15 protein-coding genes are annotated in these 15695 nt (G+C 37.5%); 3 read left to right on the top strand and 12 right to left on the bottom strand.

Annotated features, from left to right (window positions below):
• Window positions 1-106 precede the first annotated feature (106 nt).
• From QRN68_RS19975 to QRN68_RS19955, 5 genes are all read right to left on the bottom strand, one after another.
• Window positions 107-1429: an acetamidase/formamidase family protein gene (locus QRN68_RS19975; RefSeq protein ID WP_285398677.1), complete on the bottom strand. Its 1323-nt coding sequence runs from the start codon at window positions 1427-1429 to the stop codon at window positions 107-109.
• A gap of 460 nt (window positions 1430-1889) precedes the next feature.
• The gene (locus QRN68_RS19970) at window positions 1890-2504 is read right to left on the bottom strand and encodes a PH domain-containing protein (protein WP_285398676.1); all 615 of its coding nucleotides are present in this window, start codon (window positions 2502-2504) and stop codon (window positions 1890-1892) included.
• 189 nt (window positions 2505-2693) lie between these two features.
• Entirely contained in the window at window positions 2694-3017 is a 324-nt protein-coding gene (locus tag QRN68_RS19965) for a helix-turn-helix domain-containing protein (protein WP_285398675.1), read from the bottom strand.
• A gap of 574 nt (window positions 3018-3591) precedes the next feature.
• On the bottom strand, window positions 3592-4626 hold the full coding sequence (locus QRN68_RS19960) for a DUF4179 domain-containing protein (RefSeq protein WP_285398673.1): 1035 nt from the start codon (window positions 4624-4626) through the stop codon (window positions 3592-3594).
• Window positions 4623-5186 (bottom strand): sigma-70 family RNA polymerase sigma factor, encoded by a 564-nt coding sequence (locus QRN68_RS19955; RefSeq protein ID WP_285398671.1) that lies wholly within the window; start codon window positions 5184-5186, stop codon window positions 4623-4625. Before QRN68_RS19955 ends, QRN68_RS19960 begins: the two co-directional genes overlap by 4 nt.
• A 221-nt stretch (window positions 5187-5407) precedes the next feature.
• Between QRN68_RS19955 and QRN68_RS19950 the strand changes: the two genes are divergently transcribed.
• A complete protein-coding gene (locus tag QRN68_RS19950) occupies window positions 5408-6130 on the top strand; it encodes a response regulator transcription factor (protein WP_285398669.1) in 723 nt (240 codons plus the stop codon).
• Window positions 6127-7515, top strand: coding sequence for a sensor histidine kinase (locus tag QRN68_RS19945; RefSeq protein WP_285398667.1), 1389 nt, complete (start codon window positions 6127-6129; stop codon window positions 7513-7515). Before QRN68_RS19950 ends, QRN68_RS19945 begins: the two co-directional genes overlap by 4 nt.
• Before the next feature lie 33 nt (window positions 7516-7548).
• On the opposite strand, the gene QRN68_RS19940 is transcribed toward QRN68_RS19945, so the two are convergent.
• The 7 genes from QRN68_RS19940 to QRN68_RS19910 form a co-directional block, all read right to left on the bottom strand.
• Window positions 7549-7908, bottom strand: coding sequence for a YxeA family protein (locus tag QRN68_RS19940; RefSeq protein ID WP_285398666.1), 360 nt, complete (start codon window positions 7906-7908; stop codon window positions 7549-7551).
• A 1-nt stretch (window position 7909) separates the two neighbouring features.
• On the bottom strand, window positions 7910-9778 hold the full coding sequence (locus QRN68_RS19935) for an FtsX-like permease family protein (protein WP_285398664.1): 1869 nt from the start codon (window positions 9776-9778) through the stop codon (window positions 7910-7912).
• The gene (locus tag QRN68_RS19930) at window positions 9765-10532 is read right to left on the bottom strand and encodes an ABC transporter ATP-binding protein (protein WP_285398663.1); all 768 of its coding nucleotides are present in this window, start codon (window positions 10530-10532) and stop codon (window positions 9765-9767) included. The genes QRN68_RS19935 and QRN68_RS19930 overlap by 14 nt, the downstream gene beginning before the upstream one ends.
• 315 nt (window positions 10533-10847) lie before the next feature.
• Window positions 10848-11321, bottom strand: a complete 474-nt coding sequence (locus tag QRN68_RS19925; RefSeq protein WP_285398661.1) for a glutathione peroxidase — start codon at window positions 11319-11321, stop codon at window positions 10848-10850.
• Between the two features lie 18 nt (window positions 11322-11339).
• On the bottom strand, window positions 11340-12674 hold the full coding sequence (locus QRN68_RS19920; RefSeq protein ID WP_285398659.1) for an FAD-dependent oxidoreductase: 1335 nt from the start codon (window positions 12672-12674) through the stop codon (window positions 11340-11342).
• 13 nt (window positions 12675-12687) lie between these two features.
• A complete protein-coding gene (locus tag QRN68_RS19915) occupies window positions 12688-13833 on the bottom strand; it encodes a VanZ family protein (RefSeq protein ID WP_285398657.1) in 1146 nt (381 codons plus the stop codon).
• Between the two features lie 148 nt (window positions 13834-13981).
• Window positions 13982-14269, bottom strand: a complete 288-nt coding sequence (locus tag QRN68_RS19910; RefSeq protein WP_285398656.1) for a DUF6509 family protein — start codon at window positions 14267-14269, stop codon at window positions 13982-13984.
• Between the two features lie 156 nt (window positions 14270-14425).
• Here QRN68_RS19910 and QRN68_RS19905 point away from each other — a divergent pair, with 156 nt between their 5' ends.
• Window positions 14426-15610 (top strand): alanyl-tRNA editing protein, encoded by a 1185-nt coding sequence (locus QRN68_RS19905; protein ID WP_285398654.1) that lies wholly within the window; start codon window positions 14426-14428, stop codon window positions 15608-15610.
• The last annotated feature ends 85 nt before the right edge of the window (window positions 15611-15695 follow it).

Below are 15695 nucleotides of genomic sequence, written 5' to 3'. Positions count from 1 at the left end.
GGTTCGGGACTTACACCCTATAGTTCATACGCATGCCGGGCGCACCAAAAAAGCAAACTATAAAATACTTCTAGTTTGCTTTCTTTTCGGGCTTCTCTTTATACTTTTAATCGTATTGTTTTTTTACTGGCTTATAAATTCGTGCTTTTTTCAGTACTGTTTTAGGTACTTGGAAGGTTGCTGTTACGACTCCTGGATGACGACCAATTTCAATCGAGCCTGTAATCGTCGCTCGATTCATAACCTCTGGCTCACTCATCTCAAAGAGCCTTGCAGCACGGCTTATAGCATTAGTTGTTGCTTCATTTAATGACGTTCCAGAGCCAACAACTGATACAGGAAATGCCTCCTCCACATGCTTAACACCGAATTCCTCTGCAAGCTCACGTGCACGACGTTTTTCTTCCTTTGTAAAAGGCTTCGCTGTATATGGTAAATCTTCTGTATTTGGCAATAAAATTGGACCATCCAAGTCTACTTTTTTCAATACACTTACCTGTAGTTGAACAATACCAGCAACATCCGTTGTATGTCCTGCAATTTCGCCGTCCCCTTGCATTGCGTGCATATCACCAATGTACACACCGCCGCCTGGAACCTTTACAGGACAAATAATTGTTGCTCCCTCTCGAACACGGCTTATATCCATATGCCCATCTGTGCGATGTGTATCTAATTCCGTCTGCGTAAATGCATATTCATGTGGTGCTCCGATTAAAAACGCACCAAAATCACCAGCATTATGAGAGTCTGGCATCGCTTTTGAAGGTGTCGTTCCAAGCTGCCCTAAAAACGGACGCATTCTTGCCATAACACCTATCAAATCACTTGGTGCTAACGCTACTACAGGATTTTGCACAGAATTTTCAGGTGTGCGCATATAATTTTTCGCATCAAGAGCAATACGGCGAGCCCCTTCTCGTCCAACAGTCACACCAATATTACCTTTATGATCTAATGCCATTGTATAACCATTTGTCATGTTAAAAGGTGATGTTTCTGTATCACATGTCGAACAGCGAATAGACTGCCGACCTATCCCTTTGACAACTGTACTTGGATGAAGCTTACCACAGCCTGGACATTTTACTGATACGAATGGATCCCCAATAAATCGATCCGAAATTGCCTCATCGTGTCCAGAGGCTGTTGCTAATGATGTCACCTGTATGGATTTAATTTTGATGACAATGGCATCCCCTACCTCTGCCCCTTCTACAAATACAGGCTTTGTCACTTCATGCCCACCACGAATCGTCGGTGTTAGCATTGGGCCCCAGCATCCTGGCGTCGTATTAGCAATAATTGTCCCACCGTCTTTTACAGGTCCAAGCATTTTCTGTTGTGGATCTAAAATTCCATCTATGAATTCATTAACGAATAATGTTTCTGCGGCTTGCGGCGGCTGTACAAGGTCTTCATTTTCCATTTCTTCTTTTTCTAGCACATGCAATTCGTTTATCACTTTTCGTCACGCTCCTAGTTCTGATTTTATGTATATAGATTTTTGTTAAAATCTTGAAATGCCTAAAAAATTCTCCTATATAAAGTTAAATTTCGACATTAAGATTGATATTTCCTGCCATTTCAAGGAAAATATCGCTACACATATACATTGAGAAATCAAAATAGTATAGAAATCACTTCTTATCAGTGTATTTCTATTATTTTAAATGAATAAAAGCTTAGTTTAACTTCGTAGATTTTAAAGCCATCTATACATAAAAAAGTGCAGACTCGTACAAATGTATCGTAAAAGTCTGCACTTTATTTTGACATAAACACAATCATCGCTATTTATAGTTGATTGTGTACAGCTCTTTTCATAAATTGTGCATGGAAGAATATCTTCAAGCATACTAGTTTTCTTTTTAGTAGCCTATATTTTCTTAGTTATTAATGTATAAATCAAAAACGTGTGAGAAATCTTCTTTCTTGTATTTGTCCTTATGGTCAATCATCCAATTATTCGCAAACCGTGTAATCTCCTCGAATGATGCAGATGGTGTGACATTGTCATTCCCGATACGGCCAATGGAAGAAGAAGCAATCGATAAACTCTTTTCTGCTACCTCTAGCTTGTATGCATTTTGCTTTTGCTCATAGCTAATGGCATGCAACGCTTTATATAAATCTTTAATGTCATTAATAAAACGTTTATGAATGTCAATTGAAAATGGCGTATTGTTGATTGTAAATTTAATTTCGACATCAAGGTCAATAGTTCCTGCTGTTTCAAGGAACACTCCACTAATATTGTGCATTGAGTAGTCATAACGACGCAGTAAACGCTTTTTGCTCATCGCGCTTTCACCGTCTACATGAATAATTGCACGATTTGTAAAACAATACTCATCTGCTTTTGTCTTAATTAAGAAATAAATTTTCTCGTCAATTTCATGCAGTATAAAGTCATCTGCATCCGCCTTATCATAGTCCTCACGAGTTATAACTACTCCAATATCTGAAAGTCCAAGTGCGTCTGCTGCTATTTTTTTAAACATCAATTTTCCCTCCTAGATGGTTTGATACTCTTATTACGCTTTCTACCTGTAAAAAGTTTCAAAAAGTCTTTATGCTAATCAATTTGCCTCGGCATAGTTGCGTCCGGAATCGGAAAGGAGTTAAAAAAGCTCCAGCGATCAGTGAGCGAACGCCGGAGTTAAGTGTACTCTATGTAAAAGCTATATTGTTTAAAAATGATTCAAAATCATCGAAAGCAATCCGTATAGCATACCAATAATCGGTATCAAAACCCACCATCTAGTCGTTTGAAGTTTATTTTCAGTATTTTGGATTACAATTTTTTTTTGAAAATTTTTATCGCCCTTAACCAATTCATCTAGCGAAATATTATATAGCTCACTTAATAAAATAAGATTATCTAAATCCGGATAGCAGTTTCCGTTTTCCCATTTTGAAACAGATTGTCTAGAAACATTTAATTTTTGAGCAATATCTTCTTGTGAAAAATTGTGCTCTTCTCTTTTATTTTTTAAACTCTGAGATAAATTCATAAATCATTCCGCCTATCATTTTTGATACCTTAACTTTACTGAAAACCATAAAATTAATCGAGAACTCATTGGTTACTTTTTCCGCAACCTTAAGTTGCATCGTTGATTTTAAGGCTTTTCAAGACATTTTAATATAAGCCTTCCTTTTTCAAGGGCCCTAGCTAACCCCTAAAAAAATAGTTCCGTGCTTACTATAGACTTTTCAAACGAGTATATAAAGTATTATTTTGGCTCATCACATAACGTGTTGGTGATTTCCGTTTCGATTAATATATAGCGCATATATTTAAAAAACGTCATCCACAACTTTTGGTGAGCCATTATTTTGCCTTTCAAGATAACTGATTGGTGGGCAGATCTCAAGCTAAGAACGCCACTTCTTAAGGTAATTTATCTTGGACACTTCGGTTAGTTAGTTAACTTTTATTTCGAATTAATAAGGAAATAGTTATCGCGCTAATTATGACGATCCACAACAATAAAGGGTTTTTGTACTTTTTGATTGCACAAAAACCCTTTATTTCTGGTTAGTATATTTCAGTCGTAGATATTCACACACTTTCCGCGGGTAAATTTATTTTAATGGGATTGTCACAGAATCCATCTCTTTTATTTCCATACCTTGCCCTGAGCCTAAGGAGAAATAGATATTAGGAACAAATGTAATCGATGTAGCCGCTGGATCAATGGCCTGTACAGTAGCACTCGATTTATAGGAAATGCCACGGTCCTCACTTTTAGCTCCATTTCCGTTTACTACATAGGTATTGCCAAGATTGTCTCGCAATTGATCAAATTGAACTGTTACTTCTGGCCACTTTTTTAGCACCTCTGGGACAACTTCATATTCATAGTGAATAACAGTAGACATATCATTTTTTCCAAGTGCTGTAAATCGGGCTGTGACATCATAGTTTGTAACAGTTTCATTGACTAGCTGTAGCTCACCTGCTAACTTAGAAACCTTAAAATTAAATGCCCAATCTCCCTCCACTTTTGTATCGTTATTCATGTTGAGAAAAGCTTCTGGCTTCCACGTTACTTCTAATTCATCTGGTGCTTCTTTATCGAAATGAGGTGTTATATTTGCTAATCCGACATATTTATTATCACTTATCTTTTCAAGTCGACTACCTCCTCCAGCACCTAGAGCTCCCTTAATATCAATAAAATTACCTTCTATAAATGGAATATCTCCTAAATCTGTATCTGTTTCAAGTGCAAAAGAAATTGTCAGTGAGGTACCGTCATACACAGCATTCTCTATCATCATAGATAAGCCATTACTAGAATGAACCTGTCCAATTTCCGTTGCATAACTATCAAAATTCTCAAACATTGTGCTTTTATTATCAAAATAGCTAGCAATATTTTTCATAAACGGAATTTGTGAAGCAAGTGTTGGAAAAGCAATATTTACGGTCGTTATCATACTAATGCCAATTATTGCTGCTACTGCTATATGACGCACCCATTTTGGCATATGCTTCCTTGTTGTTTGCTTTTTTAAAATCGTTTGTTTAAGCTTCATTTTTTGCTGTGCAGATAATTCGATTGGTTCAATTTGATCCACATCCAGATCCAGCCACTCTTTATAACTTTTTGTCATATGAATGCCTCCTTCAACTGTATTGTTGATGCTAGTTTCTTCTTCCCTCGATAAAGCCGGTTTTCTACGGCGGCTTTTGATAAATGCAGTGCTTCTGCTATCTCTGTATTTGTTAATTGCAAATAATACTTCATCATGAAAATATCTCGATCAATATTTTCTAAGTGACTAATTGCTAATAGTAAATCGTTTCTTTGCTCCTTTTTCAAAAGCTCCTGCTGTGTATCTTTTATATCGGGCTTTTGCAAGAGCCCCTCGTCCCCCTTCTCTCGTGCCTGTTGTTTTTCAAGCTTACGGAATAAATCTATGGCTTTATATTTTGTCAGCATCCCTATCCATTTTTTGAAATCCTCTGGTTCGCCTTTAAATTGTTTTGCATTTTGCCAAATGGCTAGGAATACATCATTAACACAGTCATCAATAGAGTCCTTATTGATGCCGGAAAGGATTTTATAAGCGATTGCATGGACGAAGCCTGAATAATGGTCAATTACATATTCAAGCGCATCTTCTTTTTGATTTTGTAAACGGCTAATGAAATTTTTAGCTGAACATCTCATCATTTCGCCTCCTTTATGTTGATTGAAAAAGCTTCTTCACTAACTATATCGAAGCCCACTCACTAAAACTCTCAACTTTTTTTAACGTAGCAAGCAATGACATCTTTTCGTCTTTCCAGTGTGTTTCATTTATAATAAGAAAAAAGTCTTTCAATACACTTCTAATTATCGCTAAGAGTTATTAGTGATTTCATAAAAAAACGGAAAGGACGTGTTTAACCATGCAAGAACCAACTATTTTAGTGGTGGATGATGAGGCTGATTTAGCAAATCTGCTAAAAGTCAGTCTACAAAAAGAGGGCTATAAACAAATTCATACGGCGGGCTCCATTCAAGAAGCATGGACGAGCTTTCAACAGTCACAACCCGATATTGTACTTCTTGATGTGATGCTTCCTGATGGTGAAGGTTACGATTTATGTCGACGTATTCGAGACGTGTCGCATGTACCAGTGCTTTTCATGTCAGCGAAAAATGAGGAAATTGATAAAATTTTAGGGCTCGCTATTGGTGGAGACGATTATATTACAAAACCCTTTAGTCCTAAAGAGGTTGCCTATCGTGTGAAGGCACAGCTGCGTAGAGCTGGCTATCAAACACAGGAGGTAGCACCAATGACTTCCGCGAAGGCCATACAAGTTGGTCCATTTCTGCTAAATGGGGATGAAACGGAGGTACATAAAGAGGACGTTTTATTGGAGCTAACGGCGAAGGAGATTGGCTTGATGGCTTGCTTTATGCACAATCCTAATCGTATTTTAAGTAAAGAGACACTGTTCGAGCGTGTTTGGGGAGAGGATTTTTTCGGCTCAGACAATACGGTTATGGTGCATATTCGACGTCTGCGCGAAAAGATTGAAAAAGATGCCTCAAAACCTGTGTATATTACAACCGTAAAAGGACTAGGCTATAAATTTGTCATTCCAAAAGGGACACAAGGATGAGATGGAAACTAACTTCCCGCTTTCTACTTTCTGTGATTTCCATTGTCATCATTGTTATTTTTGTGAATACAGCCATTTTAATTGGTTTTTTAATTTTCCAGCAGGTCAATAATTATAATGCCTCTGCTTATTCAGAGGAAAGATTCGTTCGTGAATTTCAGCAATATATCGATATAAGTAACGGAACACCTTCTATAAGTAAGGCGGGACTTCAACAATTGCATCAGCAAGATGCTTGGATTCAATTGCTTGATGCTAATGGACAAGTCATTGATGCCCATTTTACTCCAGAAAAAGCTCCTTCACACTATGCACCAATTGACTTAATTCAAGTTTATAAATATAAAGAATTCGATCGTGATACAACCGTTTATATGGGAAGTAAAGAAAGTATTAGTTATCTAATCGGCATCAAGGGAAGTGGTGTTTCGAGATATGTATTTCATATTTCTGGCTCATCGGCATTACAATTTATCGGCAAGTTTGGGCTTCTCATTGTCATTGCTGATTTATTAGTAGCTGCACTCGTTGGCTGGCTTTTCGGCCGAACGTTAACCAAGCCTCTATATGCCATGATTGAACGTATTCGTCATTTAAAGAATCGTGAGCATATGCCTAGTAAAATGCCAGGTGGCGTGTACAAACCAGTTTTTGAGAATTTAAATGAGGTATCAAGAGATTTAGCTGCACATGAGCAGGAGCGTAAACGTTTAGAGATGATGCGCGAGGAATGGATCAGTAATGTCTCACATGATATGAAAACGCCTCTTGCCTCGATTCGTGGTTATGCGGAGCTACTGAATGACGGGACATTAACGCCTCATGAACAAACGGAATACGCTCAAATTATCGAAAAGCAATCATTGCATATGCAAGATTTGCTGGATGATTTAAACCTAACTATGCGATTAAGACATCAGCAGCTTCCACTCAGCTTAACAGAGGTAAATATGGTGCAATTTATCCGCGAAATCGTTATTGATACACTAAATACGCCACAATATGAGCAGGCCAATATTGAATTTAATGCGGCTAAAGATGTTATAAAGCATCACATTGACGAGCACTTTATGCGCCGAGCAGTGATGAATTTTTTACACAATGCCTTACTTCATAATCCTTCTGATGTTTCAGTCAACGTTCATGTTGATGATCATTCTATTACGATTTCTGATAATGGCAGTGGCATTGCTGCAGAAGACCTTGAACATATTTTTGAGCGCTATTACCGAGGTACAAATACTGAACAAACACATGGTACCGGGTTAGGTACTGCTATTGCTAGAGATATTATTGAAGCGCACGGAGGAACTGTAACGATTACCTCAGAAGAACAACAAGGTACAACTGTCAGCATTCAATTTCAAGTAGAAAAAAAGGAGTAGCCCTGTTTCGTTAGGGACTACTCCTTCTTCTTATTATTTCATTTGCTCTTGTATTTTTGTAGGTAGCTCATGGAATTTTACTTCATCATATGATGTAACTTCCGTTTCTTTTTTTACATAAAGCTTCAAATACGAATCGTGACGTAAATTTTTATGAGCTGAAAACTTCAATGTTTTTTCCTTCCCATTTTTGTCATAGGCAGGTAGCTCGTACCAATAAGATTTCCATATCTCTCCGTTACTAGATTTATTTTCTTCCAATTTACCATCAGCAGTGATATGAACATAGTATGCTTCTTTATTTAAACGGTTAAAATCAACGGTCATCAGAACAACAAGGCCTGCTACGAACAACAAGAACAATGCGCCTATACCTAAGAAAACCTTTTTCATATTATTTCCCCTGTCTCACAATTTTATAGAATGAACGAACTGTAAAGATATAATATATGCCGTAAATTGCTGAATAAGCAATCATCCACAGTATTACTGGTTTTGTTATATCCATATTAAATAGCTGCGAAAAGGCTAGTAGCGCAAATGCACTATGCACGATGCCAACAATGAGTGGTGCACTAAAGATGACAGCAACCTGCCCTGCAACTGTTTTTAATATTTGCTTACTGTTAACACCGATTTTATTTAAAATTGCATATTTCGCCTGATCTTCCTCAGCCTCTGTTAAAATTTTGAAATAAATAATACTTCCTGTCGCTGCTAAAAAGACTAGTCCTAAAAAGCTTCCTACAAACAATAGTGATCCAACGGTTGCTAAACTATCCTCATAACTTTGCGGAACACTTGAAAAATCTTCTTGCTGTTCAGTAGATAGCTGATTGTAAATTTCCTTTGAAACGGCTTTTTTCTTCAAGTCATTATCCATACCAACAACTTGCATCTTAACATTCTCTGCGTTTGTGGCAGCAAACACTTCATCATTAACAACGAGTACTGTACCAGCTGCAATATAATTTAATACACTCTCTGTATACATTTTTTCAACCTGAAATGATTCCCCGTTCTCCAATTTAAACCCTTCACCCGTGAAATCATGTGAAAAACGTTCATCAAAAGTTGCATCAAGTAACACTGTTGAACCATCTGCAATGTGCAACTCTTCTTCTTTCCCCTGCAATTTTGCTAAACGATTATAGTCGGATTCCTTTAATAATGTATATTCAAAAAACGAATTTTCATTATCGACACGTAAATTTTTCACAGAAAGCGATTCATTGTATAAAACGTCTTCTTGCGAAAATTTCACCGTATCGCCCTTCCACATAAATGTGTTAGGTAGCATTTGACGTACCGTTGCTTCCGCATTGTAGTACATTCCGAAAACGCCGCCACCTGCTGTGATCGTTGTCGCACTTAAAATAGCGATGATTGAAAGAGATTTAGTATTTGCTCGAATACGGTACAATAATTGTGATACACCGATTAAATTCAAGCCTTTCCATGACCAAGTTGTTGCTTTTTTCAACGTCGTTAATACAAATACGCTAACACTATGGAATAATAGATATGTCCCTGCAATTGTCACACCTATCACCAGCAGCGGAGTACCTAATACTGTGAAGAATCTCCAAATCTCACTCGTGAATATATCTTCAGATGCTGTGTAATAACCAAATGCAATTAGCAACGTCCCAAGAATAGCTGCTACTAATGATGCACGCGGAATTCTTTCTCCTTGCTTCTCAGCATGAAACAGGTCAATCAGTTTAAATTGATAAATGACACGATAGCCCTGTAAAGATGTGAATAAAAATAATAACGTAAAAATCCCCGTAGTATTTAATAGTGCTTCAGTTGAAAATGTTAAACTTCCTACAACCTCATAGCCCATAAGACGTACTAAAATCATTAATAACCCTTGTGACATAAAGAATCCAAGAACAATTCCAAGCACTAGAGAGACAAGCCCAATCACTAAATTCTCAAAAAAGAGCATTAAGCCAATTTTCTGCTTACGCACACCTAATAAAGAGTAAAGTGCTACTTCCTTTTTTCGTCTCTTCATAAAGAACGAATTGGAATACGCCATAAAGATGATGATAAAGAATAATAGCACAACGGATGATGCACTCATCAATCCTTTAATTTGCTGCGATGATTGTTTTAATGCTGAAAGATCATCATTATATTTCAATGTCACAAACGTAAAGTAGATAACGATACTAAATACCATCGAGGCGATATATAAAAAGTAATTCGACAAATTGCGCTGGATATTTTTACGCGCTAAACTAAATAACGTCATTTACTCCACCTCCGATGCCAGCAAGCACCTGTAAAATCTCTTGGAAAAACTGCTTTCTTGTTTGAATACCACGATGAATTTCCTTAGAAAGCTGTCCGTCCTGAATGAATAGTATGCGCTGGCAAAAGCTTGCTGCAAATGCATCATGTGTAACCATCATAATTGTCGCAGCTTGAGAATTATTCAAATCACTTAAACTTTCAAGCAAGTCTGTTGCTGATTTTGAATCAAGAGCACCAGTCGGTTCATCCGCAAAGATTAACTTCGGCTCTGTTACTAACGCACGTGATGAAGCTGTACGTTGCTTTTGTCCACCTGAAATTTGATATGGATATTTATCGAGTAACTCTTTTATACCAAACAGTGTGGCTATACGTTCTACCCTTGCGTTAATTGCCTTTGTTGGCACTTTTGCAATCGCGAGCGGCAATACGATATTTTCACGAACTGTTAACGAATCAAGCAAGTTATAGTCTTGGAAGATAAACCCTAAATTGTCACGACGAAAATCTGCTAACTCTGCATCCTTCATGCGCGCTAAGTTTGTATCACCAATAACAATTTCACCAGTCGTTGGCGTATCAATCGTTGCTAACACATTTAGTAGCGTTGATTTCCCAGCCCCTGAAGGCCCCATTACACCAACAAACTCTCCCTTTTCTACTTCAAATGATATATCCGATAGCGCTGTAAATATATTCGCGCCTTTGCCGTAAGTTTTTTCTACATTTTGTACCTTTAATAATGGCGTCATAAACGCTCACCTCTTCTTTCTGACTTCAGTATACGACCCCAAACTTACAGCAAATTTGACGCAAGCTTACAACAACCTTAAATCGACTTATCCTCGTGAAATACGTTTTAACAAAATGTCACCCTACTTTTTCGTTTTATCGATAAGCTTTCACGTTTTATCACCCAACTTTTACTTTTTATCCACCAACTTTTACTTTTTATCCACCAACTTTCACGTTTTATCCACTAACTTTTAAGTTTTATCGACATCCACCTTCCAAAGCACACAAAAAAAGATTCACACACAAAACTGTGCATGAATCCTTCAACTTTATTATGCTAATACTTTTTTAATATCATCCTCAAAGCTACTCGGTTTATCAGCTGATCCATAGCGTCCAACAACCTCGCCGTTGCGATTCACAAGGAATTTTGTGAAATTCCACTTTACACTTTTACCGAGAAAGCCTTTTGAATGAGACGTTAGATAATCAAAAATAGGATGTGCATCTTTGCCATTGACCTTCACAATTTCATGCATAGGGAACGTCACCCCATATGTTAAACGACATTGTGACGCCGCTTCCTCAGCAGTTGCTACCTCTTGTTTAAACTGATTTGATGGGAAACCGAGAATAACAAGGCCCTCATCCTGGTAGTTCTTATATAGACCTTCTAATTCTTCAAACTGCGGTGTAAAACCACATTTTGAAGCGGTATTAACAATTAACATTGCCTTCCCCTTATAACGATCTAAGCTGTACTGAGTACCGTCTTCTAAAGCGACTTGAATGTCGTAAATGCTCATGTCTAATTACCCCCTACGTTATAAACGTGCATTTATTCTAGCAATCTGCTGTAAAGGATCCCATACACCATTGAAAGGAGGCGCGTAAGATAAATCTAAATCTAGTAAATCTGGTAACGTCATTTTATTGTATAAGGCTGTCGCAAAAACATCGATACGTTTATCAACACCTGCTGGGCCAACAATTTGTGCGCCTAAAAGCTGTTGATCTCGCTTACGAACAACAATTTTAATAAATATCCGTTGGGCACCTGGATAATAACCAGCAATATGGCGCGCAGACAATTTAAATGCCTCATATTCAAAACCTAGCTCTTTAGCATTGCGCTCATTAATACCCGTCGTGGCAATCGTTAAATTGAAAAACTTTAAGATCGACGTACCTACAATCCCACGAAACGGCGCAAACTTGCCCGACATATTGAGTCCCGCTAAACGACCTTGCTTATTAGCTGTCGTTCCAAGAGGTACATAATCTAAGCGTTCTTTCACAATATTAAAATGGGTAGCACAATCTCCCGCCGCATAAATATTTTCAACAGATGTCTCTAAATGTCGATTGACGATCACCGCACCATTTTTCTCTAGTGCTAAACCTGTACCTTCTAAAAATTGAGTATTTGGTTTAATCCCCGCAGCCATAATGACTAAATCTGTTTCAAATGCGCCATTGTCCGTCATAACACGCTCAACACGGTGATTCCCCTCAAATGCCTCTACTTTTGTATTTAGCACAAGCTCGATGTCGTTCTTTTTTGCTTCCGCATGGACATGTTGCGCCAGCTCTTCATCTAAAATTCTCGCAACAGAGCTACCTCGTTGAATTAATCTTACTTTTTTACCGCAAGCATGTATCGTCTCAGCCATCTCTAGCCCAATATAACCTGCCCCTATAATTGTTACTTGTTCTATATCTGGCGTTAAATCGGCTAGTAAATCATCTAACTGAGGTATTGTTTTTACTGTGTGTATACCTGTTAAATCTGAACCCTTTTTTACTGGCATAATAGGATCTGCCCCTGTTGCAATAAGTAACTTATCATAGGGAATTTCAAATGATTCCCCAGATGCCTGCGTTCCAAACACAAGCTGCTGATCTACATCAATTCCGTTAACCTCATGGCCAACACGTGCATCAATGCCGTACTTATCACGAAATGTTTCAACATCTCTTGCTATTAAACGCTTTGTCGATGAAATACGTCCATCTACAACATAGGGCAACCCACACTGCCCATATGAATAAATAAATCCACGTTCTAAAGAAGTAATCTCTGCTCCTGGTACATTTCGATATATTTCCATTGCTGCTGACATTCCGGCAGCATCTCCCCCGATGATTACGTATTTCATCCAACAATCCCCCTTATTTTCTTCTCGTTGCTAGTAGGCCTGCATAATAGTCCATATAAAAGCGGCGTCTACCTCCACTTACAATGACACGAATTACATGAATAGCAATAACCATCATTAGAACAAAGTTCGCTATAAAGGCTAACATGGTAATGACAATTTGTAGTACATAAAATGGTGAATCCATATCTAATTTTATGTTCCCTATAATTGTTATAATCTCCGAAATGCAGACTATCACGAGAATAGCAACGCAACGACGCAACGATTGACTGACAATACTTTTGCCATTTTCACTGACCATTGTAAATCGCATAAACTTCATCCCTAATGTTGCACCTTTTGTAAAGCTTGGAACAACACCAAAGAGCAACATATACAAAGCAATTTTTATTAAAAACTCAAACATGCCACTATAGCCTGTTACGACACTAACGAAGAACAATATGACTTGCGCTATAAATAAATCTATTGCTAGTGCCAACAAAATCGATAACGGTTTGACAATATCTTTCTCGACCATTTCTGCTGCTTTAGCCGTCACCTTTTCATGAGAAGGAAACAGCGCCCACACAACAGGGGCTAAGAAGAACCCTATTAGTGCACCAACACTGTTAAGCATTAAATCATCCACATCAAAAATTCGATACGCACAATTAAAGATGCCATAAATCCCTGTAAATTGGGTTACCTCATAAAACAATGTTAGCAAAAAGCTAAATAGAAATGCACGTTTCCAGTACTTTCTTTTTTTAAGGAAATAACGCAAGTACACGCCAAAAGGCATGAGCAGTAAGAAATTAAAAAGTGCCTGAAAAAAAGCAGGCTGCTTCGGTATATAAATCCATGTTGATGGATTCGTCAAAACAATCCCACTATCCTTTAAAATATCCGTGACAAATTGAAAAGGATGTAAATTATAATGGACAGTATCTGGGGCTTGCAAAGAGCAAGTATCACGCGTTTCTGGGAAAGGCAATAAAACTAAGCATAATGCCGATAAAAAGTAAAAAATAAATGAGAACGTAATAATAGTTTTGGATACAGATAAGTAGCCATATTTCCGATACGTATAAATAAGCCAAGGCACAAATAGCATAAAGGATGAGAAAATTGTTATTAATAAAGCTACCATTATTGAATGTGTATAAACTGACATAAAGCACCTCTTCGTTTTAAAACCTCTTTTTTAATTCTAAAACTCAGTTTAGCCCTTGAACACAACACTAATATTTCACCAAGCTTAAATAATTCTTAAAAAAACAGGTAAAGAAATTTTCTTTACCTGTACAATCCACACTTGCCTATTATGCTTTTGCCATTTCCTCTTTGCAGAATGCTAAAATCTCTTCTAGCTCATCATCCTCTAATGCAAAATCTAAATACTCGCTCTCTGCTTTTTCCATGATGAAGTAATTTAAAATAAATAGTGCTTCATCTTTTTCAGCAATTAATACACGAATCTCAATACCTGCTTCGTGGTAAAGCTCATCTTCTTCATCAATATCTACATCTAAAATAAATTCATAGCGCTTACCTTCAATAATATTTGTTGGATCTAAAATTTCTTCCATTGAGAATTGTGTAATTTCCATTGTATGATCTCCTTTAAGTTAACCTGTTCCTTTATATATTAAATCAAATTCAGCATGGGTCAAATAGAAAACTCGTATACACTTGAAAGTAATTATGCCACAATGAAAATAAATTAATCGAGAGACGTGATTCTCTTACATAAAGGAGGCTTTTTCTTGAAAGAGCTACTATATTATCAAAATGTTATGTTACGTGAATTTAATGCAACAATTGTCAATAAAGGAACCGATGCAGATGGTCGTAACTACGTGGTGCTATCAAATACTGCATTTTATCCAACAGGAGGCGGACAACCTCATGACACTGGTACTTTAAATGATATCAAGGTTATTGATGTCGAGAAAATTAATGATGAAATTCGTCATTATATTCAAGATGATTCTTCGACTTTGATGGGAGAAGTGCATGGACAATTGAATTGGCAACGACGATTTGATCATATGCAGCAGCATGCTGGTCAACATATTTTAACAGCTGCGTTTGTGGAGCTTTTTGATGCACAAACTGTTAGCTTTCACTTAGGTAGTGAGCAGGTCACAATTGATATTGCCGTGGACACCCTTACAGAGGAACAGGTTGTAGCAGCGGAAACTCGTGCCAATGAAATTATTTTGGAAAATCGTCCAATTGAAACGACATGGATTACAGAAAAAGAATTAGAGAACTACAGCCTACGTAAAGATGTAGCCGTTACAGGAGATATTCGACTTGTTATTATTCCTGATTTTGATTACAACGGTTGTGGCGGTACCCACCCAACATCAACTGGACAAGTCAGCGCGATAAAAATTCTTGGAACGGAAAAAATGAAAGGCAATATTCGTGTCTCTTTTGTCTGTGGCCATCGAGTTTTAGCGGAGCTTGCCATGCGTAAGAAAGTACTAGCTGATGTTGCAAGACAATTGAGTGTACCTGAAGTTGAAGCAGCTACAGCACTTACAAAAATCTTAACAACACAGAAAAATACGGAAAAAGCACTTTTGGCGGCAAAAGAGGAGCTGCTAAATTATGAAGCAAAAGCGCTAGTTTCAAGTAACAAGCGCATTATTACTGCCGCCTTTAATCAGCGCACTATGCAAGAGCTTCAAAAATTAGCTAGAACGATTGTCGCTGAGCAGACAGAAGCTATCGTATTACTTGTTTCAGAAAACGAAGACAAGCTTCAGTTTGTCGCAGCACGTGGCGCAAAAGTTGAAAAAAGCATGAAAGACATTGCTACAAAGGCACTGCCACTCATTAATGGAAAAGGTGGCGGAAGTGATCAAATGGTACAAGGCGGTGGCGAGTGTATGATCTCTACCGAGCAACTATTTGAAGCTATGCAAGAAGTACTTAACTAGCCTTTCCGATGATGAATTACAAACTAGAGACTGGGACATAACTGGCCAAAACCTAAAAAGCGCGAGAAATCAATTTAGAAACGTT

The organism is Lysinibacillus sp. fls2-241-R2A-57 (assembly GCF_030209535.1).
In the GTDB taxonomy this organism is placed as follows: domain Bacteria; phylum Bacillota; class Bacilli; order Bacillales_A; family Planococcaceae; genus Lysinibacillus.
The sequence above is the reverse complement of the archived record's forward strand: the minus strand, read 5'-3'. Positions and strand labels throughout refer to the sequence as shown.